Source organism: Bacteroidota bacterium (assembly GCA_016720935.1).
Classification (GTDB): Bacteria; Bacteroidota; Bacteroidia; order AKYH767-A; family 2013-40CM-41-45; genus JADKJP01.
The window spans coordinates 85,467-107,214 of record JADKJP010000006.1 but is presented as its reverse complement, the minus strand read 5'-3'; the positions used below and the strand labels follow the sequence as shown (position 1 = coordinate 107,214).

Here is a 21,748-nt window from a genome sequence, read left to right as displayed (position 1 = left end):
AGCCGGGTAAATGAACACCCGGCTTCTAATTTCACATCCGGAAAGTATTATTTTTTATCCTTGCTATAGAGTTGTTCTTTTTTTACCACTTCAATGGCATCACCGCTTTTCAGCAGCTTTGCAATCGCGCTATAAGGAGCTGACACTACTTTTTGGGAAGAGGTGAGGCCTTTCTTTATTTCGATGTAATTATTATCCTGAATACCAATTTCAACCGGAACCAATTTCACCGATTCATTCTCCACGACAAATACGCATTCAACTTCTTTTGACTCGACAGGAGTTTTGGCTTTGTCTTCTTTTTCATTCTTCACACGAACTGCCTCTTCGTCCTGCATTTCATCGCCGTTTTCATTCATTTTACCTCCTCCGCCGACTGTGGTGTCGCGGGTTGTTACTGCCTGAATCGGAACAGAAAGTACACCTCTTGCTTTTTTGGTCATGATATCAACTGTAGCTGACATTCCCGGGTTGAATACAGAACGACTTGGGTGTTCAGGGTCCAGAATTTGTTCATATGATTCGCGAAGGATTCTCACCTTCACCGTGAAATTTGTAACCTGATCAACACTTAGTCCGGATATATTCGCGGAATTAGCCACTTCAGTAACGACACCCTTGAATTTTTTTCCGAGATAAGCATCAACTTCGATATTGGCTGTATCGCCAACATTCACCCTTACAATATCATTTTCGTTCACGTCAACATTTACTTCCATTTCATTCAGATTGGCGAGTGTCATCATTTCGGTACCGGCCATTTGGGAAGTTCCTACAACACGTTCACCTTTTTCTATATTAAGTTTGGAGATCGTGCCATCCACAGGAGCGAAGATTGAAGTTTTGCGGAGATTATCCTGAGCCTCTTTCACGGATGCTTCCGCACTACGGATATTGAAATCAGCACCTGAAAGACTTTGTTCTGCGGCATCAACCTCAGCTTTTGCAACCTCGAAAGCGGATTTAACTGTTTCCCAATCGGAAGCGGAAATTAATTTTTCGTCAAATAATTTTTTATTCCGGTCGTAAGTGAGTTTTGCTTTTTCAAATTGTGATTTAGCCTGAACGATTCTTGATTTTGCATTCTCGGAATTTGCTTTTGTAGCATTCAAAGTTGCGACAGAACGATCCAGGTAAGACTGATAGATATCCGGAAGAATGCGCACAAGGAGCTGTCCTTTTTTTACCCGGTCACCTTCTTTCACATTAAGTTCAACGATTTCACCGGATACATCCGGACTGATTTTCACTTCTACTTCAGGTTGAATTTTTCCGCTGGCAGATACAATTTCGGTGATATCACGCTTTTCCACCTGTTCAACAACTACCTGTTTCTTTTCCTGTCCGCCAAACCAACCGGCTCTTTTTCCAATGACTGCAATTGCCAGAAGCACGACCACAACAATGATCAGCCATTTCATTAGTTTGTTATTCTTTGCCATAAAAATCAATTAGAAGGTCAATGGTTTTCCCTGATAGAAATCCAGAATTTTCAATCTGAAAATATAATCGAATTTTGCCTGGAGTAAATCCGCTTTGGCTTTCGCCAGGTTATTTTTTGCCTGGAGATAATCGTAAGAACTGATTAAACCCAAATCGTATTTCTGCTGACTGTATGAAAATGCTTCTTCCATTGCTGCCACACCTTTTTGTGTAGCTTCATGCTGACGGTAGGCAGACATCGCGTCTAATACCGCTTGTTGTACACTTTTGTAGAGATTCTTTTTGGTCATTTCATGACCAAGCCGGGTTTGCTCAAGATTAATTTTTGAACGTTTAATGGATGAACGTGTAGCCCAACCATTGAATAAAGGTACCTGAAGCGTAAAACCAACCGATTTGCCCAGGTTATTATTCAACTGATCACGGAAAGGAGATTGCTCCAGATTCGGCGTTACATTGGGTACAATGGAAAATACAGAATCTCCTGCACTGGTAAAACCGGAGAAACTAGCTGTTGGGAGGCCAATGGTGTAGCTGGCAACTTCTTTACTGGATGTTGAATAACTCGTACTGATATTTCCACTCGCGAAAAGACGAGGGTACAAAGCACCACGTGAAATGGAAAGTCCTTTTTCAGCAGCGGCAAGTTTGTATTCGGATGCTTTTATATCAGGTTGGTTTGTAAGTGCAGCTGCATAAATGATTTCGGCATTCATGACATCCGCGTTTACAGGAGGCACACTCACCACAGGAGATTCCAAACGGAAATCTTTTGTCGATTCCAATTCTAATAATTGGGTTAATGTAAGTAATGCCTGATCAGCGCTGGATTGTGCCTGAGCGAGCCGGGTTTCATCTGCCGCCAGTTGTGATTCCATCTCCAGTAAATTCCCTTTCGAAACAGAACCCAATTCCATCATGCGCTTTATTTTATCACGTTGCACACGAGAAGCATCTACCAGGTCGGTTGTAAAAGCAAGAATCTCCTTTGTATACAAAACCTGTAGATAGGCCGTTACCACATTGAGTGAAATATCGTTCTGGATTTTTTTCAGGTCGTATTGACTACTTAAATACGTCAGCCGGCTTTGCTTAAGTGTATTCTGTAACTGAAGTCCTTCAAATACAGAAATACTGCTGCTGATACCGAAAGAGTTCGACTGTACCTGCTGCGTGGTAAATCCGTTTGTGTACGGGTCGATACTCCGTCCATAATAATAGTTGTGCGAAGCACTTCCATTAAGACTCGGGAAAAAACCTGCCAGGCTTTGGTCCACTTGTGCTTTGCTGTTCTGCACACTGAGATCAGTTTGTTTTACCTGAAGATTATGCTCCAGCGCATAGTCGATGCATTGCTGCAAAGTCCACGGGTTTTGTGCATTCGCGACAAGTGTACCCAGGAAGAAAATTAAAAACAGTTTACCTGTGAAACGGTAGTTCATATTTTTTGCGTGCGGTCAAAAGTAGGACAAAGCTAATTATAATAAAACGGATTAACCAAGATTAACCAAATCAAAGGGTATAGCCCGATTCGGCAGAATCCTCAATCAAATGTTCCAGACTCAGGCGCATTACATCACCCATACTTTTACTCTTTTTAAAACTATCATTCTGGTAATGTTCTGCCAGTTCCGCCTTCAGTTGATTGACTTTTTCTTTTTGGGAAATATGGTCGTGCTCCAGAACTTCGAGCAAAGCTGCAATACGAAAACGTGATGTTTTTAGACGTCTTGCCATCATAGTTCGTTCTTCAAGCTGGTATTGCCGCGCAGTTTCTTTGTTGATATATTTCAAACACAAGTCCACATATGGATTATTTTCCTTGAAATATTGAGGTAAATAAAGCGTTTTCTTCCCTTCATAACACTGCTGATCAAAATCGATGGCCCTGAACCGGAATTGCGTATCGTCAAAATCAGGAGTCATGTCAATCACAAAATTATAAGACCGCATATCCCCCAGCAAGCGGGCAAAACAACGTTCGTTGAATTTGATAAACTCCTTTGCTAATCGGGTTGGATTCATGTCCTTACTGTCGAGATTATTCCGGATAAACTGATCACCCGGTATCCCGATAATATGTTCCTCTACAAGGGTATCTGAATCAACCAAATAGTTGATCTGATTGGGAGAAAGCAAATCTTCAAATTCAAGACCATATACACGGGAAGCATCCGCCAGTTTTACATAATAATAATCGTAGTTGTCGTTGAATTGATTTTTTATACGGATCCTGAAAGGACGGGAATTCCCGAAGGGACAATAATCCACACGGTCGACATACAAATGTTCCATGAGGGACATGTTCCCCTCCACTTTCATCATGGCATAGGTCTGAACCAGTTTTTGATTCAACTCCTCCGTCTCCGATGGCTGAAAATATACCGTTTCCCACAAGGTGTCCTTACCATATTTATCCATAAGTGGAACTGAATAATTATAGCGTAACAAATCAGGATATCGGAATGGTAAGTTCACAAGCCTCCCGAAATCTTCGAGGTAAATAAATAATTCCTCGACGATTTTATAGCTGACTTTCTTCTTTGAAATAGAGTTCATGGGAGAGTATTCCGTGTCATTAAAGGTGAACAATATTGAGTATCATCTGTAGTGCGCTACAACAGAGTTTTCCATACCGTTTTTCACGAATACAATGACACTCTATGCACAACTCATCAGGAACCTGTTGTTCACAGCCATAATGGATGCCGTACAGAACCGGATTCGAAAATCCTTGTCCTCATCCATCGTCTTCAGGACGAGAAAAAGTGGCCTCTGAGAAATTCAGAACAGGATAAGGCCATGGATTTCGCACTCCATTTCATTTTTTTTACATTCATTTTCAACTAATTAGAGATTTTTTTAAAAAAAAGTCTTGACATACATAAGGATCTTATGTATCATTGTCCTATGTATTCATCAGAACTCGTCAAAGGCACACTAAAAACCATCGTCCTCAAATTGCTCTCAGAGCATAAGGAAATGTATGGGTATGAAATCACTCAGAAGGTGAAGGATATTACCGGTGGTAAAATTCAAATTACAGAAGGGGCGTTGTATCCTACTTTACACGCGCTGGAAAATGATGGTTTACTCAGTACCGAAACCATGAACATCGGAAAGCGGGTCCGCAAATATTATTCACTGACAAAAAAAGGCAGATCCTCCGCGGAAGAAAAGATTAGTGAATTATCGGACTTCCTCAATACAATGAAATTTCTGCTTGACATTAAAACATCACAGGGATGATCGCTCTAAGCGAAGACATCGTTGAACGTATCGCTGAAGACCTGCGTGTAAAAGGCATTGAGACGCAGGATCTCCAGGATAATCTTCTGGATCATATTTGTTGCATCCTGGAACAGGAGCTCCATGATCTGAAAGAGTTCGATCAAAAGTACCCTGAAATTTTACGCCGGTTTTATAAACACAAGTTATCGGAACTGGAAGAGGAAACACAACAATTACTCACATTCAAAAACTATTATGCTATGAAAAAAACGATGTTGTTAAGCGGAGGAATTACTTCTTTTGCTTTTATCCTGGGGGCTTTCTTGAAATATTTCCATCTCCCCGGAGCAGGAATCATTTTGGTTTTGGGAATTGTATTCTTCAGTTTCCTTTTCCTTCCCCTGATGATTACCCTGAAATTGAAAGAATCAACAGGCAAGAAAGATAAAGTAATTTTATTCATCGGACTGGTCACAGGTATACTTGCGAGTATGGGTGTACTTTTCAAATTAATGTGGTGGCCCGGCGCTAATATTCTCTGGAAGCTAAGTCTGTTCTCCCTGCTGTTGGTTTATTTACCTGCTTATTTTTTCAGCAACTTCAGAAATCCTTTAATTAAAATGAACACGATGGTTACAACAATTCTCCTCCTTGCCGCCGGAGGAATGTTGTTTGCTCTCACAGCGTTTTCAAATTCAAATTCCACTACAGATGAAGTTGATACCATGCTGAGTTCCACTGAAACGATCCTTCATCGTCTGCATGATAAAAACAACAGCTTGCTTTCCGTAGTCGAACATCCTTCGCTCAGCGCAGAAAATAAATCTACAGCCAATGAAGCGGAACTTGATGCGACAAATTCAATGGTAAACGATCTGCAGAATTTTAAGGCCGGTATAATTTCCAAAATTGAAAACATGCCCATAGAAAATGCTAAAAAAATATCTGTGATGGATCTTCCTGTATCCAAAAATTACCAGCTTGTGAAATCCTATTTGCAAAATGATCCGGAGGTTTCGCTGAAGTCCCTGATCGATAAGATTAATGCATACAATCAGTCCCTCTCATCAAAACCCGGATTGTCCACTTTGTTAATCAGCGATGCGACTTTCAGTAATACACAATTGAGATTTGTGGTGCACAACCTGAACCTGCTGGAATATCAAGCGGAAATCAACAGGCAGGTTATTCTGAATTACGAGTTGGGAAAATCAGAAAGTCATTAAACGTATTCAGATAATATTCGGGTTTGTTGTTTTCTGATCCTCCCGTCTCTGAATTAAAAAAAGCTTACCTGAAATTCAGGTAAGCTTTTTTTTACAACAAGAAAATTTACACAGGACAACTAAGCGCCAAGCAATAACCACTAAAAACTAACTTCTATGCACTAAGCACCAACCACTAAGCACCAACCACTAAAAAAAAGCCTAAGCAGAATATGCTAACACCGAACCCAACCATCTTTCCACTTCTTCCACAGACATTCCTTTCCTCTTCGCATAATCCTGTACCTGGTCGCGTTCAATTTTTCCGAGACCAAAATACTTTGAATCCGGGTGAGCAAAATACAAACCGCTGACTGCAGCAGTAGGATACATGGCCAGACTTTCGGTGAGGTGAATCCCTGTGTTTTCTTCAACATTAAGTAATTTCCAAATGGTAAGTTTCTCTGTATGATCAGGCTGAGCAGGATATCCGGGAGCCGGACGAATGCCACGGTATTCTTCCCTGATAATTTGTTCCGTTTCCAGATTTTCATCTTTAGCATATCCCCAGAATTCTCTGCGAACACGTGTATGCAGTAATTCAGCAAATGCTTCCGCCAGACGATCAGCCAGAGCCTTCAACATGATGGAAGAATAATCATCATGCTCCCGTTCAAATTTCTCGATCCATTTTTCGATACCAATACCTGTAGTTACCGCGAATGCTCCGATGTAATCAGATTCCGGCAGATGATCGATGCGACCTGATTTTTTGTTTGCATTAGAAAATTCCTCAACGGAATGCGGAGCCCTGGCCATCGCTGCAACCTCAATCGTCTGATGAGCGAGAGAAGAATGTGCAATCGGAAGAATGAAATCCGACAATGCAAGGTTGGCTGTATTGTCAGGTTTTTGAGACTGCTGACGAAGAGTATAAAACACTTCTTTTGTATGACCGTGTTCATCCAGAACATGTATATCATCTGCCTCTGAAACAGCCGGAAATATTCCAATCACGGCGTTCGCCTGCAACCATTTCTCCCGGATTATTCGCTGTAGCATTTCATTCGCGTCCGCGAACAATTTTTTCGCTTCAGCTCCACGCTCAGGATCATTCAATATTTTCGGATATGAACCTTTCATTTCCCAACTGATGAAAAATGGTGTCCAGTCGATGTACTGAGCAATTTCTTCCAGTGGATAATCGGTAAAAACCTCTGTTCCGGTCATTGCCGGTTTTGAAATTTCAATTGCCGACCAATCCGAATTCATTTTATTTCTCCGTGCAAGATCAAGAGGAATGTATTTGGTAGCCGCTCTTGATTGCTTGTGATACTCCCGGGTTCTCGCATATTCATCCTTTGTATCCTGAACAAATTTATCACGTAAATCAGCAGAGAGTAAATTGCTGACTACGGCGACACTCCTGGACGCATCGTTCACATGAACAACCGGATGACTGTAATGCGATTCAATTTTTACAGCGGTATGAACTTTAGAGGTTGTAGCTCCACCGATCAGTAATGGAATCTGAAACCCTTCACGTTCCATTTCTTTCGCGACATGAACCATTTCATCCAAAGATGGTGTGATGAGTCCGCTCAATCCGATCACATCTACTTTTTCTCTTCGTGCAGCTTCGAGAATTTTCTCCGCAGGAACCATCACACCGAGATCAATAATCTCATAGTTATTACACGCAAGAACAACACCTACGATATTTTTCCCGATATCATGTACATCTCCTTTCACCGTGGCCATAAGAACTTTACCCTTACCCTTCAGTCCGGTAGAATTTCCGGCTAGAATAGCCGCGTCTTTTTCCGCTTTCAGGTAAGGTTCGAGATAAGCCACCGCCTTTTTCATTACACGGGCGCTCTTGACCACCTGTGGCAGGAACATTTTTCCTGCTCCAAAAAGATCGCCGACGATATTCATTCCATCCATCAAAGGACCTTCGATCAATTGCAATGTAACCGGGAATTTTTTGCGAGCATCTTCCAGATCCTGTTCAATAAATTCGGTAATACCATGCACCAATGCATGACTCAGTCGGGCTTCCGGAGTTCCCTTCCTCCATTCTTCATCCTTTTCTTCTTTCTGACGAACAATTCCCTTCAGTGATTCCGCATACGTTATCAGTCTTTCTGTCGCATCATCACGTCGGTCGAGAAGTACGTCTTCCACCCGCTCCAGAAGATCCTTTGGTATATCATCATAGACCTGAAGCTGACTCGGATTTACAATTCCCATATCCATTCCCGCCCGAATTCCATGATACAGAAAAGCGGAATGGATGGCTTCCCTGACAATATCATTTCCACGGAATGAAAACGAAACATTGCTAACGCCTCCGCTGATTTTTGCAAATGGAAGGTTTGCTTTGATCCATCGTGTCGCTTCAAAATAATCAACAGCGTTTTTTCTGTGTTCTTCCATTCCTGTCGCTACAGGAAAAATATTCGGATCGAAAATGATGTCTTGCGGAGGGAAATTAATTTGCTCAGTAAGTATTTTATATGCTCTGGCACAAATTTCAATTCGTCTTGACAATGTATCTGCCTGCCCCTGTTCATCAAAAGCCATGACGATCACAGCAGCACCATAACGTCTCACCGTTTTTGCCTGACGAATAAATTCCTTTTCGCCTTCTTTGAGTGAGATAGAATTCACGATGGATTTCCCTTGAGTGCATTTCAGTCCTGCTTCGATCACTGGAAATTTTGAAGAATCAATTACAATCGGGAGTTTCGCGATATCGGGCTCGGCTGCCAGGAGATGGAGATAGGTGGACATTGCCTGTACTCCATCCAGCATTCCTTCATCCATATTGATATCGATTGCCTGTGCTCCTCCTTCAACCTGTTCGCGCGCGACTGATAATGCTTCGTCAAATTTTTCTTCCTTAATGAGTCGAAGAAATTTTTTGGAGCCGGTAACATTTGTTCTTTCACCAATATTCATGAAATTGGATTCAGGACGCAGGGTCACAGCCTCAAGTCCACTGATACGCAGATAGGGTTCAATTGAAGGAATGGGTCTTGGAGGAACTGTAGCGGCAATCTTTGCGATTTTACGGATGTGATCCGGAGTCGTTCCACAACAGCCACCAACAATATTTAAAAATCCGCTCTTCAGGAAATCTTCAATCTGATGTCCCATGTGTTCCGGAGTTTCATCATACTCCCCGAACTGGTTGGGTAATCCGGCATTCGGATAAGCGCTTACATAGAATGACGCTTTTTCTGAAAGCTCCTCAATGTGCGGACGCATTTCTTTAGCGCCGAGTGCACAGTTCAAACCAATGCTCAGCAAATTCACATGGGAGACGGAATTCAAAAACGCTTCGACAGTTTGTCCTGACAAAGTTCTTCCGCTGGCATCAGTGATGGTTCCGGAGATCATTACCGGGAAGCTGATATTTTTTTCCTCAAAAACATTTTGTATCGCGACCAATGCTGCTTTTGCATTCATGGTATCGAAAATTGTTTCCACCAGCAATACATCGCAACCACCATCCACCAATCCACGTGTTTGTTCTGTGTAAGCAAAAACCACTTCATCAAAACTAACGGCCCTGTAGCCCGGGTTGTTGACATCCGGAGACAATGAAAGAGTTCGATTGGTTGGTCCGAGTGCTCCGGCTACCCATTTATCAGGACGTGACTGTTCCGGAAATTTTTCCTGGAATTTTTTCAATGCGCTTTTCGCAATGCGGGCAGATTCGAAATTCAGCTCATAGCTGAGGTCTTCCATTCCATAATCGGCGAGTGATATACGTTGCGCGTTGAATGTATTTGTTTCAATGATGTCAGCTCCCGCATCAAGATACTGCAGGTGAATTTCTTCAATGATATGTGGCTGCGTGATAGACAGGAGATCATTATTCCCTTTCAGTAATTTTTTGAAATCACTGAAACGTTTTCCCCGATAATCATTTTCTTCAAGACGGTATCGCTGAATCATGGTGCCCATTGCACCATCGATAACAAGAATACGTTGTTGCAAAGCGGCACGCAGCGCGGCTTCTGATGCAGAAGCAGAATTTAAACCGGAAAGTTTGTTGTTGGGCATAATTAAATACTGAATAGTTTCTTGTGTTCTTCACCAATCCGAAAGGCAAAAAAAAATCTCCCTTGAACAAGTCAGGAGAGATTTCATTATACAGCATGTATAAATATCGAAGATCACTCTGACTTATCTTTTCTTCCGTTTCCGGAAGAGCGAGTTGGCACCTTCTTCTGTTCATTTAATTTTCAATTTCAATACTGAATAAATCAACATTGAAAATGGAACCTTAAACTTTGAACTCTAATTAAGGGTTGCCAAGGCTTCACAGGGCGCATTCCCTCCACCTTTCTGGATAAGCAGGTCCGCTTTTAACGGACATTTGTAAAAGAACTGCTGCAAATATACAAAGTTTCCAGGTTCCTTCAAAATTCAGCTAAAAACGAAAAAGCCCCCGTTTCCGGAGGCTTTTCGTCATCTAAAATGAAAAAGAGATTATTTGCTTACGAGAATTTTGCGGGTGATTGAACCCAAAGAATTTTCAACGCGAACAAAATAAATTCCATTGGTAAGTGAAGAGCAATCAAAACGGGAGATTGCCTGGTTCTCTACAGTATTTTGGAACACTGTCTTACCCATCAGATCCACAACTGAAATTACGGATGAGCCTTTTAATTGTCCAAGGTTCACACGAATTTGATCTGTTGCAGGAGAAGGATAAACGCTAACTGTATTCAGAATCGCTTCATTGATTCCTACAGGAAGAATGATGTGAACTGTATAATCTTCAGTTTCTCCATAACCTCCATCTTCACAATCGGAAGTAACAGTAACTATGGTATTGAACATGTAATGAACACGCATTCTTGTCGCTCCCAGACTTGCTCCAATTGGGATCTGAATGGAAATAGTGGTGTCAGGAGAAGATTCTATGATTGCATCGCCCAGATGGAAATATTCGCCTGGACCCTGGAAGTCGCCGTTGTGATCGAAATCAAACCATACACCTGCCCCGTGTGAACCTGAACCCGGACCGGATGCGAAGGTGAAAGTATAGGTCAGGCCTTGCTCCAGTGAAGTAGTGGCGGTTCCTGTATCAGGATAATTGATGTAATTGTTCGGATTTCCATTACAACCACCACTCTCGTTATACAAAGTATTGATGGCAACTTTTGCAATTGCATCACAACCTGTGCTGAATGCCGGAGTACAATAACATGAAGTTGGTGCATTCATCACCACCTGAAGAGGAACAGACGATGCAGGTTGACCGCTACATGTAAGTACACATTGGTAATAGGTTGCGGCGGATTGCGCGGTGGTCAATGTCGGATTGGTTGCACCCAGGATGTCGGACCAACTGGTTCCATCCGGAGAATTTTGCCATTGATAGGTCAAGCCGGAAGCAACATCAGCACCTGATAAACTCAAATGAATGGAGTCTGTGGAACAAACAGAAGTCAAATCTGCAACGGTAGTACCTGCATTTGGAGGAGCGTTACAAGGAAGATAATTAATAACCTGAACATTATCAATTGCCCACCACCAGTCCCAGGTACCGGTCCATGTGAAGCGTAGCAACAGATTTGATGCAACTCCAATAAGAGGTGATAAATCATACTGAGAATGGACAGCAGGATTTGGAAAACCGTAATCTACTGTATCAAAAACCAGTACTGTCCAGCTGGTACCACCATCTGTTGAATACTCGATGTTTCGGGAAGATCCGTCAGACAATGGACCGCTAAGTGCTTTGTATTGTTCATCCATTTCAAGATACAATGATCCACTTGTAGCACCGGAAATGTCGATGGAAGGAGTTGTGAGACTAGCCAATTCAGGGATGTCGTCATTTACACTGCCTTCATCGCTATCAAATATTGCGAAGTGAGTATCAAAGCCTGCACCTGTAACAGCACGATTGTATTGATTGATGAACAACCATACATTTTGAGGCGTTGAACCAAGTGAGTCATTTGTCCAACCTGCAGGCATAGTTCCGGAAGTAAACGATTCGGTGAAGAGTACCTGAGCCTTTGTACCAAGGGTTCCCAGTACCAAGAGTACTCCTGTAAGAAGAATACGTAAAGTTTTGTTCATGATAGATTGATTTGAGGTGAGTTTATTGTTGTTGATGAGTAAGTGGTCTTTCAAGAATTTCGCGCAGATTAGGACGCAACCTGCTTTTGTAAACATTGCGGTGAATTTCTTTTCCTTTTCCTTTGCGGTGAATGCGTCTTGCTTCAATTGGCATTGCAGCGATCTCCATGCATTCAGGAGTACAGCATCCATTCATTTTTTCAGCACAAGCTTCGCACTGGATGAACAGGAGATGACATTCTTCATTCTTGCAATTCACATGACGGTCGCTTGGCGATCCGCACTGATGACAATTGCTGATGATATCGTTGGTGATGCGTTCGCCTAATCGTTGATCAAAAACAAAATTCTTTCCGATAAATTCTGTTTGTAAACCTTCCGCCTTTACCTGTCGTGCATAGTGAATGATTCCACCATTCAACTGGTTGACATCATTAAAACCATGATGTTTAAAAAACGCGCTGGCTTTTTCACAGCGGACACCCCCAGTGCAGTAAAGGAGGATCTTACTATCCTTCTTGTCCTGCAACATATCCAGCACCATTGGAAGTTCCTGACGGAAAGTATCTGCTTGTGGTAATATCGCGCCTTTGAAATGGCCAACTTCACTTTCATAATGATTGCGCAAATCAACAACGACGGTTCCGGGTTGTTGCATGGCTTCGTTGAACTCCTTCGCGTTTAAATGACGACCAACATTGGTAACGTCAAAGGCTCCGTCATTCAAGCCATCGGCTACAATCTTTGTCCGTATCCTGACAATGAGTTTGATGAATGATTTTCCATCATCTTCGATAGCGATTTTCAGATCGACATTCTTCAACTCAGGGCTGGAATCAAGAAGGGCGAGGAATTTCTCCCAATTAAATTCAGGAACAGAAATTTGAGCGTTGATACCCTCATGGGCTACATACACGCGACCAAGGATGCCCAATTCCTGGAACCGGAGATACAGATTGTCACGGAACTGATTCACGTCGCTAATTAGTACGTATCTGTAAAAGGAAACTGTTTTCCTCTTAAAATCCTCAGCCATGAGCTTTTTGGTGAGGGTTTCTTTGTCGTATTTATTATGCAATATCATTTAGCATCAAAGATAGAAAATGCAGGCTGATCACAAAAATTGATTATAAAATATTACATATCAATATCTTATGATAAGATGAAGGAACTCCCAGAATTGTTAAAATACAGATTTTTAGGCAATCCTGAAGGGTTCAGGATTTGTTCCGGTTTCTATACCAGGAAAAGGCACCCACTGCACCAATGAGGTATGGAACAGCCAATAAATACAAAATTCCGGAATTAAGCTTTTTACCAACTTTATTGCCTCCGCTGTGTACATTGGTTTCAGTCACACGGCGGCACATGGAACACTGGGCAGAAGCGCCGGAGCTGATGAAAAGCATTGTGAGTAACAACGAAAGGAAAAGGAGCTTTTTCATTTTCAGAATTTGTAATAGGGTGAAATCATCAGGTAAACAATCACACCGGTTGTGGTAACATACAACCAGATTGGAAAGGACCAACGGACTATTTTCCGGTGCAAGCCAACCTGATTTGTCAAACCGCGATACAAAGATATTAAAACCAATGGTAAAACAATTGCTGCCAATAAGATATGTGTGGAGAGCAAAATCAGATAGAATGGACGGACAGGATTGTCTTTGGGGAAAGTTGTTTCCACGCCGAATGCATGAAAGGTAACATAGGAAAGCAGAAAAACGGTTGAGAGAGCGCAGGCTACAAGGTTCAATCGTTTGTGAATTTCAACTTTTTTCTTCCGGATAAAATAAAATGAGATGAGCAACAGCACGGTGGTAATTGCATTCAATGTTGCATTCAACGCAGGCAGCACTTTTGCCCATTCAGGAATGAACTCCGCTTTGGGCATTCTACCAAGAACTACGACAGCAAGAAAAACTACAATTGAAACAATATAGATTAGCCTCAAATACAATTTTTCATTCGCGGGAATCATAAGATAAGATTGATTTTTTGATGGGTTGATTGTAATGCATCAGCGGCGAGAACAATGCTGATCAGAAGGAGTGTCTATGCACCCGTTTATTATTTTTCCTCAAACTTGGTATCGTAGAGCAGTAATTTTATTTCATCAATGAGTGTATCCACTTCATTTATTTCGGTACCATCATAAATTCCGCGAATGTGTTTATTCTGGTCAACGAGAATTAGATCCTGTGAATGAAAAAAATCATCCGCTGTTTTTCCCGCAGCAGCAGGCACCAGAAATCCCTCACGGGCCAGAGCGTAAATCGAATCTTTGTTGCCGGTCAGAAACCACCACATGGAAGAATCAGCGCCCATCTTGTGAGCATATTCAGAGAGTACAGCTACAGAATCGTGATCAGGGTCAACGGTAAAAGAGAGCATCTTCAGCTGCGGGACATCTTTGAATTTTTCCTGCACCCTTTTAAACTGTTCGTTCATTTTTGGACAAACAGTCTTGCATGTCGCGAAGAAAAAATTTGCCACAAAAATTTTGTCCTGAAGATCTTTATCCGTGATGGCGACCCCTTCCTGGTTTACAAAAGAGAAAGAGCCGATTGTATGAAAAATAGAATCTCCCTGTGCATTGATCTCAACAGGACCAAGAACAGGGAGATTTTTAAAATGATTTGTTCCTCTTGTTATGACCAGCCACAAAACGACCGGGAAAAGCAGAATTGCAAGGGGAATTAAAACCCTTTTGAAGGGCGAGTTAGCCATTTAGATTTTGGAAATTAATACGGTACATTCATCAATGCGGAACCTTCATACAAGGCGATGAAGATGAGGTACACGATCAATACAAACGGAAGCAAGAGACTGTATTTCGCGGCAATCGCTTCGAATTTGAGGTGCATAAAGAACCCGACAATATAATAAGCTTTCACCAGAGTAAGCGCAACGAAGGTCCAGATGAGAACTGTGTGCGGAATTCCTGTAAAAGAAATACCCACTTCAAAGAGCGTAATAAACAAGAGTATCCAGAATACGCGCCAGATGAGTTTTTTATTCAATGCACTATGCGCTTTTTCTTCAGCGGCGTGCGAAACATGTTCGTGGTGAATATCAGACATGATGATGTATGTTTTCGGATGGAGGAATATTAAACGAGATAGAAGAATGTGAAGACGAAGACCCAAACAAGGTCAACGAAGTGCCAGTACAAACCGACTTTTTCAACCAGCTCATAATCCTTTTTACGATCGAGAGCGCCCTGGTAGACAAGGATGAAAACAATCAGGTTGATCATCACTCCGGAGAATACGTGGAAACCGTGAAATCCGGTAATGAAGAAGAAGAAGTTTCCGAACAAAGGAGTATTTCCATACTCGTTCTCAGTAAGATTAGCACCTTTAATATTTTTCACAGCAGATGCAACCAATGCTTCCGCTTCAGCGCCTTCAACTTTTGTTCCGTCGTGAAATTTCAAAACTCCCGGTTCCAGATCATCCGTACGGGCGAAGCGACCGTCAGCAAGTACATAAGCTCCTTTTTCAGAACCTTCGATGAAGTGATACCACTCCCAGGCTTGTGAACCAAGGAACATAAAACCACCAACGATGGTGAGACCAAGCCAACGCAAAACAGTTTTGCGATTCATGGAATGACCCGCATCCACTGCTAGCACCATTGTCACGGAGGACATGATGAGGATAAAAGTCATCAATCCTACATAAGCCAATGGCACATGTCCGTGAATGAATGGGAAGTGTGTGAATACATCACCCGGCTTAGGCCAGATGTCCGGAAAACGATGACGCATTGCGCCATAGGCGATGATTAAACTTGAGAAAGTAAAAGCATCCGAGACCAGGAAGATCCACATGAACATCTTTCCCCAACGCATACCGAAAGGGGATGTGCCTCCACCCCAGACACTGGAGGAAGAAGGTGATGCTACTGCTGAATGGTTTGCCATGAACGTAAAATCAGTTTATGTGTTAGGTGTGTTTATACGTGTTTTGTTGCGGGGGTTTCTGATTACCGGACGTAAAGTAAAAAGAAAAATAAATACACCCACAAACCTCCGAGAAAATGCCAGTAAACTGCGCACATTCTGACTCCGTTAAAATCTGTGGCGGTGTATTTTTGCCGCAATGCGCGCGAAAATACAATAAATAATGCAATCAAACCTCCCAATAAATGCATCACATGCAATCCGGTAATGACATATAAAAAGGAGCCCGCGACATTTCCGGCATCGCCTGCTTCAGTAACGGATTCTGAGCCGGAAGGTACATACTGGAAATTGCCTTTGATATCTTTTATTCTTCCTGAGAATGCAATACCCTGACTGAACAATTCTGACCAGGCAACATATTGACTGATCACAAATGCGATGCCCAGCAAAGCTGTGATAATGAGAGCAGTAACCAGATTTTTCTGATTTCCTTTTCCGGCGGAAATAACGGCCCATTGCATCGGGATACTACTCAATACAATAATTACTGTGCTGATCGCGAAGGTCATTGGCAAATCAAACTGAGCCCATTTTCCTTCTCCTTGTCTGACTATATACCCGGAAGTTAGTCCGGCAAATAACATCAGGATGCTGATCACTCCAATCCAGAGCAAGCTGCGTTTGGCTTTTCGCTCGAGGAGAGTACGCTCATTTGGAATTAGTTCTGCAATCATTTTTATTGAAATAATTTATCTATCATCCAAATGATTTGAACAACAGGAAGATAGATGAATGAACCGAACATTAATTTTTGTGCCGCCTTCATTTCACAGCTGACATACAGACGATAGGCCTGGATCGAAAAAACGATGCCGCACACAATCATCAGTACCGTGGAAATCCATCCGGTAAAACCAAAAAAATGGGGAAGAAATCCCATTGGCACCAGGCAGATTGAATAGACAAGAGTTTGGAAAGCACTGTGTTTTGTACGACCGGTACCGGATGGAAGCATTTTAAAGCCGGCTTTTTGATAATCATCGTGCAGCATCCAGGCAATTGCCCAAAAATGCGGAAACTGCCAGATGAACTGAATGGCATAGAGTACAAGTCCTTCCAAACCAATTTCATTCTTTGCAGCAATCCATCCGAGTAAGGGAGGAAAAGCACCCGGAATAGCTCCTATCAATACAGAGAATGAAGTAATTCGTTTAGCCGGGGTATAAACCACAGCATATAATAAGAGTGACAGCAAACTTAAGATGCCGCACAAGGCATTCATTTTCAACCATAAAATCAGCACACCGGATATCCCCATGAACAATGCCGCAACAAGAGCTTCGGTAACAGACATACGACCGGTAGGAAGAGGACGATTTTCTGTACGGGTCATCAATTTATCCAGGTCTTTTTCAATGATCTGATTGAAAGCATTGGAAGCTCCGGTGACTAAAAATCCTCCCAACATCAGCAGCAGGAAATTCGACCAGACAAAATTGCCATTGGTAGCGATGACGTAGCCCATAGCCGCTGAAAAAACGACCAGGCTTGACAAGCGAAGCTTGGTAAGCTGAACGTAATCCTGAATTTTAGCGGAAAGAGACACCTGTTCGGTTAGGGCCAAAGATTTTTCCTGCATTGTGAAGGGCGCGGGTGAAACGGGCTGCAAGTTTACCAATTAATACAGAACAGGACAAATGAAAAATCAGCCGATTTGGAGGAATTTCAGGCTTCTTCCTTGTAATATATTTTATAGTATTTCCTGCCATCCTTTTCCACTCCCCTTTCTATCAATTCCTTGTCGCCATGAATATAGATATGGAAGTTTTTGTCAAGCTTCAAAACACTCTTAAAAATCTTGCTTTGCTTTTTTACAGCCTGGGTAGAAATTTCAAATGTATCCGTGAGTTCGATGGTATTTTCTTCACGGTAGGACTTGTCGTAATTACGGAATGATTTGATCAGTTCAGGTTCCTGGAAAACTTCTTTCTCAAATTCTTTTTTGCTGAATGATTCATGAGTTTTAAAATACTCCACGGATCTGTTCAGCAGATCAATTTGTTCTGTCTTTCCTACTTCAAACTCCTCAGGCAATTGTTTCGCGACAAAATTTTTCGCGATATCCATGAACTGTTTTGTCTGATGAAAATTGTCCTGACAGGGTTTTAAAACAAGAAACCGCTCTTTCCAAAACTGAGCTTCCACGGCTTTATTTGCTTTGTCGATGATACAAATTTTATAACCGTCGTCCTTGTGGGTATTAAAAATCAGGCAACCCTTGTCAAGCTTTTCAACATTGATTCCATCCTGCGCTTTGATCCGAAACTCTCCTTGTTTGTTATCGACACGGAGGAAAGTATTTTTTGATTCAGATTTAAAAATCCCAATTACATCTGTGACTTCATCTTCAACAACAACCTCTGAAATGTACGCGACAAATAAATCACCTGACTTTATCTGTGCATTGTTGGACTGCTCAAAAAGATGTTTGGCTATATGTATTGATTCCCTGTGCAGAACTTTCGGATTTTCAAACACCGAAGACGCGTAGGTATACAAGGGATTTAGCGTGAAATCATCATTACTGAATGTAAATGAATAATATTCCGGTGAAGTAAATGAATGAAAGAAAAAACTAATCAGCAGCTGATTCAATTTTTCATCAGAAATATCCAGCAGTGCTTTTGATAAAACGAGCTCCTCGTCATTCGTTTTATTTCCGACCTGGTGAACAGCGACTTTGTTGAGAGAGCAGGTTGAATAGTCGAGCATTTTTTAGTGAAGAGGAAGGATTGTGGATTGTGGATTGTAGATTTTGGATTGTAGATTGTAGATTGCAGATTGTGGATTGTAGATTGTAGATTGTAGATTGCAGATTGCAGAATGACACTAGAAATTGAAGAAAAACATCAATTCAATTCTTCGAGGAGTGAAAAATCCTCGTGGACTTTTTCAGGAACGGAAGAAATGAACTCTTCTACATTGAGCAGTTGAGCAATGACAGGAAGCAGGTTTTGATTGATTCGTTCACGGATAAAGAGCTCTTCTGTTTTGAGAATGTTATCGAAAGAGCGGGTAAGCGGAAGTGTTTTGATTTGCAGAATCAATTGTCGCAGCGCTGCAGGATCTTCTGATTCAAGCACAAATGTGTTCTCAAACTGACGAAGCAGTTTTGCCGCTTCACCGCTTCCGCTGAAGATTACCGGAAGTCCGGTACTCAGGTATTCAAACAATTTTGAAGGTATCGCGCTTTGATAATTTTTCCCGAGTCGGGCGAACAGGATGGTGGATGTTTGATAAAAAGGAAGCAATCGGTTCCATTTCAGTTTACCATGAAGGCGGACATTGCGAAGGTTTTCAGTTTTGACTTTCTTTTTGAAATCTTCGAGTTCGATACCATCTCCGATCAGGTTCAATTTGATATCGGATATCCCTTTGACTGCTTCGAGAATCGGGTTCAGATCTTGTCCATTCCCGATATTGCCAATATAGGTAATCACAAAAGGATTTTCCGGTTGGGAGTATTTGATTGTAGATAAGCGTTTGAATTTATCTTCACTGATTCCATTGCTGATAATCTTTATCCGTTCACTGGAAATATCAGTTTCATTCAGCACCCATTGTTCTTCAGAGGTATTCGTTACAGTTATGAAATCATATTTTCCCAGAAAATAACGGACCATTCCTGTAAACAGTTTCTTCACACTGCGCTGAATAAAATTCCTTTCCGGAAGATAACACCATACGAGGTCACGAACATCCATGATCTTCCTGCTTTTTGATCCGGCAAGGATCACAGCAGGAATTAAGAACATATATGGTGTTGTGGCAAAAGTTAAATCAGCGCGTTTACGTGCGGCTTTGAAAGCAATCCGAAAGGAATAAATACATTCATAAACAGCACGGATAAAAAACAAAGACTTGGTGTATGCCGGCAGATTTGTATAATGAATAGTAATATTATCAGTGAGCTGAACTTCCTTTTCATTGGCCTTCTCTCCTATCTCTGTTAAAGTAAATACGTGAACTTTGTATTCTGATCCCAACGTTCCAACCAATGCCTCCAGACGATGTGACGCGGCTGTGACTTCCGGTGGAAAATGTGGGGTAATTACATTGATTACTTTCATCAGAAACAAATTGTTTGCATGCCTTTGTGTTAATTCCTTTTCAATCAGTTTTTAAAAACTTCCGATTATTGACCGGATTTTTGCTCCTTGTCTTCAGTACCTCCTATTGAGATCCTCGTAACCAGGCCTTTTGAAAATGGGATTTTCACTTTATACGCAGGCAGTTGGATACCAAATGCAGGAGAATACCAGGAATCGCTACATTCGACATGGTCAGCTCCCTCAAAACTGACCTGAACAAACTTAGAAAATAGTCGACCATTCTCAAGGCGCAGGCCGCATTTTTTATCAACATGCAAAAACGCAATTCCATTTGAAGTACCCTCCTGACGAATATGGTCGGTTATGACAATCTCATTATCATGAAACTCAAACTTCCGGGTATGCATTGCTCCGCTGGACTTGTATCCATCGTGTGTGGCTTCAATCATGTGTCCTTTTTCCTGCAGGTGCACAATCCTTGCTCTGCGGCCCACTCTAAAGTTTCCGTAAATTTCACTTTGATTTTTCCCTCCAATCTCTACTGTATTGTGCGCCGCAGTTGAACGCTCATAAGAACGTACAGGTCCTTTTTCATAAACAGATACACCGGTATCCACAATAAAAGCTGAACCAAAAACATGCAATATAAAATGCAAAGCATCTGCATGTGCATGTCCGGGTGCTGATGCCTGGGTGAAACCATTCACATCAACAAGCAGCTCAAAATGGCGGTTTTTAAATTTACGCAAGCCGGACATCCCTAAAGTAGAGTGCTGACATTTGATACCGAGCACATGTGCATAATCAGCGAGAGCAGCCAGGCCCGGTGCTCCGTCAATGGCACTGTCATTAATGGATGGCAATTCCCCGTTTGCAAAAACGATTGCTTCGAGCCAGCCAAACATCTTAGACGCGGCATCACGAAGTAAAAAATTGAGTGGTGAATAATCTTGTTTAACCATTTGCATGGCATCAATACTTTCCAGCAACCTCCATAGTACAGAGCAATGATACATCGGACTCAGCTCGATGTGCGCCCCATCATTCAATAGTTGCTTATTGAGTTCGTTGATCAGAATGCTCTGTCCGGCCAGAAAAAATCTTTCTTCGCCAAAAAACAATCCTGCACGCAACAATGCAAAACCATTGTCAAGGAGGTGATTATTCTTTAAATAATATTCCGGATTGACGGATAGATAATAGGCTTGTTTCCAGAGGAAGGAAAGGATTTCAAGATCATTCGATTCGTAGCGAGACAGGAAGCTGGTCCAATTCATGATCCGTTGCGAAACGCAATAACTATCATAGAGCAACTGATTGCTCTCCGCTTTACGTGCAAAACTGCTCATCAAAAAATTTCCTTCCTTCTGAGTTGTTTCAGGATGATACAGATATTCAAATGAGTTCAGACGAATGGTCCACAAGGCACCATAGTCTTTAAAATTCCAATCGGGATCAATGCTAAAAGCAATACTGTGATTCAGGAAATTAAAAGTTCCGCCATGACAAGATGGTTGTAAGGACAGATATTTTTTAAGCTTGATGGGAGAAATAGAAAGTGTTCCCGGATCTGATAATTGCAATTTACCTCGTTCCGCCTTCGCTTTTCTCAAGGCATACATCATCTTCAACCGAATCTGGTCGGGATGCACATGACGCGCGGTACGCAACAGCCTGAGAAGTTTCATTGAATCCGAATTGATTGATCCCTGTTCTCTACGAATATAGCAACTTTGGGT

Annotated in this window: 18 protein-coding genes and 1 riboswitch; of the genes, 2 read left to right on the top strand and 16 right to left on the bottom strand. The window is 41.9% G+C overall.

All coding sequences use genetic code 11. The features are described 5' to 3' along the window. Positions 1-47 precede the first annotated feature (47 nt). The 3 genes from IPP86_08750 to IPP86_08740 all read right to left on the bottom strand — a co-directional run bounded on the left by IPP86_08750 (position 48) and on the right by IPP86_08740 (position 4,002). Positions 48-1,442, bottom strand: coding sequence for an efflux RND transporter periplasmic adaptor subunit (locus IPP86_08750; GenBank protein MBL0138603.1), 1,395 nt, complete (start codon positions 1,440-1,442; stop codon positions 48-50). A 9-nt stretch (positions 1,443-1,451) separates the two neighbouring features. Continuing rightward, positions 1,452-2,885, bottom strand: coding sequence for a TolC family protein (locus IPP86_08745; GenBank protein MBL0138602.1), 1,434 nt, complete (start codon positions 2,883-2,885; stop codon positions 1,452-1,454). Between the two features lie 70 nt (positions 2,886-2,955). Then, complete coding sequence (locus IPP86_08740; GenBank protein ID MBL0138601.1) at positions 2,956-4,002, bottom strand: hypothetical protein; 1,047 nt, start codon at positions 4,000-4,002, stop codon at positions 2,956-2,958. A 351-nt stretch (positions 4,003-4,353) separates the two neighbouring features. Between IPP86_08740 and IPP86_08735 the strand changes: the two genes are divergently transcribed. Further along, positions 4,354-4,692, top strand: coding sequence for a PadR family transcriptional regulator (locus IPP86_08735; GenBank protein MBL0138600.1), 339 nt, complete (start codon positions 4,354-4,356; stop codon positions 4,690-4,692). Further along, positions 4,689-5,900: a hypothetical protein gene (locus tag IPP86_08730; GenBank protein ID MBL0138599.1), complete on the top strand. Its 1,212-nt coding sequence runs from the start codon at positions 4,689-4,691 to the stop codon at positions 5,898-5,900. Before IPP86_08735 ends, IPP86_08730 begins: the two co-directional genes overlap by 4 nt. Positions 5,901-6,101: 201 nt before the next feature. Here the strand turns inward: IPP86_08730 and metH are convergent, their stop codons facing one another. From metH to IPP86_08665, 13 genes are all read right to left on the bottom strand, one after another. Next, positions 6,102-9,953, bottom strand: coding sequence for a methionine synthase (metH, locus tag IPP86_08725; GenBank protein MBL0138598.1), 3,852 nt, complete (start codon positions 9,951-9,953; stop codon positions 6,102-6,104). 120 nt (positions 9,954-10,073) lie between these two features. After that, positions 10,074-10,249, bottom strand: a riboswitch (SAM riboswitch). Positions 10,250-10,382: 133 nt separating this feature from the next. Next, positions 10,383-11,987: a T9SS type A sorting domain-containing protein gene (locus IPP86_08720; protein ID MBL0138597.1), complete on the bottom strand. Its 1,605-nt coding sequence runs from the start codon at positions 11,985-11,987 to the stop codon at positions 10,383-10,385. 22 nt (positions 11,988-12,009) lie between these two features. Then, positions 12,010-13,071 carry a rhodanese-related sulfurtransferase gene (locus IPP86_08715; protein ID MBL0138596.1) on the bottom strand — a complete coding sequence of 354 codons (1,062 nt, stop codon included), beginning with the start codon at positions 13,069-13,071 and terminating at the stop codon, positions 12,010-12,012. Positions 13,072-13,204: 133 nt separating this feature from the next. Next, the gene (locus IPP86_08710) at positions 13,205-13,432 is read right to left on the bottom strand and encodes a hypothetical protein (GenBank protein MBL0138595.1); all 228 of its coding nucleotides are present in this window, start codon (positions 13,430-13,432) and stop codon (positions 13,205-13,207) included. 2 nt (positions 13,433-13,434) lie between these two features. Further along, the gene (locus tag IPP86_08705; protein MBL0138594.1) at positions 13,435-13,968 is read right to left on the bottom strand and encodes a DUF420 domain-containing protein; all 534 of its coding nucleotides are present in this window, start codon (positions 13,966-13,968) and stop codon (positions 13,435-13,437) included. An 89-nt stretch (positions 13,969-14,057) separates the two neighbouring features. Then, the gene (locus IPP86_08700; GenBank protein ID MBL0138593.1) at positions 14,058-14,717 is read right to left on the bottom strand and encodes an SCO family protein; all 660 of its coding nucleotides are present in this window, start codon (positions 14,715-14,717) and stop codon (positions 14,058-14,060) included. 14 nt (positions 14,718-14,731) lie between these two features. Next, entirely contained in the window at positions 14,732-15,070 is a 339-nt protein-coding gene (locus IPP86_08695) for a cytochrome C oxidase subunit IV family protein (GenBank protein MBL0138592.1), read from the bottom strand. Between the two features lie 29 nt (positions 15,071-15,099). Next, positions 15,100-15,915, bottom strand: a complete 816-nt coding sequence (locus IPP86_08690) for a cytochrome c oxidase subunit 3 (GenBank protein MBL0138591.1) — start codon at positions 15,913-15,915, stop codon at positions 15,100-15,102. A 62-nt stretch (positions 15,916-15,977) separates the two neighbouring features. Further along, a complete protein-coding gene (locus tag IPP86_08685) occupies positions 15,978-16,631 on the bottom strand; it encodes a cytochrome c oxidase subunit 3 (GenBank protein ID MBL0138590.1) in 654 nt (217 codons plus the stop codon). A 2-nt stretch (positions 16,632-16,633) separates the two neighbouring features. Continuing rightward, positions 16,634-17,536: a protoheme IX farnesyltransferase gene (gene cyoE, locus IPP86_08680; GenBank protein MBL0138589.1), complete on the bottom strand. Its 903-nt coding sequence runs from the start codon at positions 17,534-17,536 to the stop codon at positions 16,634-16,636. An 86-nt stretch (positions 17,537-17,622) separates the two neighbouring features. Beyond that, positions 17,623-18,669 carry a nucleoid-associated protein gene (locus IPP86_08675; GenBank protein MBL0138588.1) on the bottom strand — a complete coding sequence of 349 codons (1,047 nt, stop codon included), beginning with the start codon at positions 18,667-18,669 and terminating at the stop codon, positions 17,623-17,625. 137 nt (positions 18,670-18,806) lie between these two features. Then, entirely contained in the window at positions 18,807-20,027 is a 1,221-nt protein-coding gene (locus IPP86_08670; protein ID MBL0138587.1) for a glycosyltransferase family 4 protein, read from the bottom strand. A gap of 65 nt (positions 20,028-20,092) precedes the next feature. Beyond that, positions 20,093-21,697 (bottom strand): alginate lyase family protein, encoded by a 1,605-nt coding sequence (locus tag IPP86_08665; protein ID MBL0138586.1) that lies wholly within the window; start codon positions 21,695-21,697, stop codon positions 20,093-20,095. Positions 21,698-21,748 lie beyond the last annotated feature (51 nt).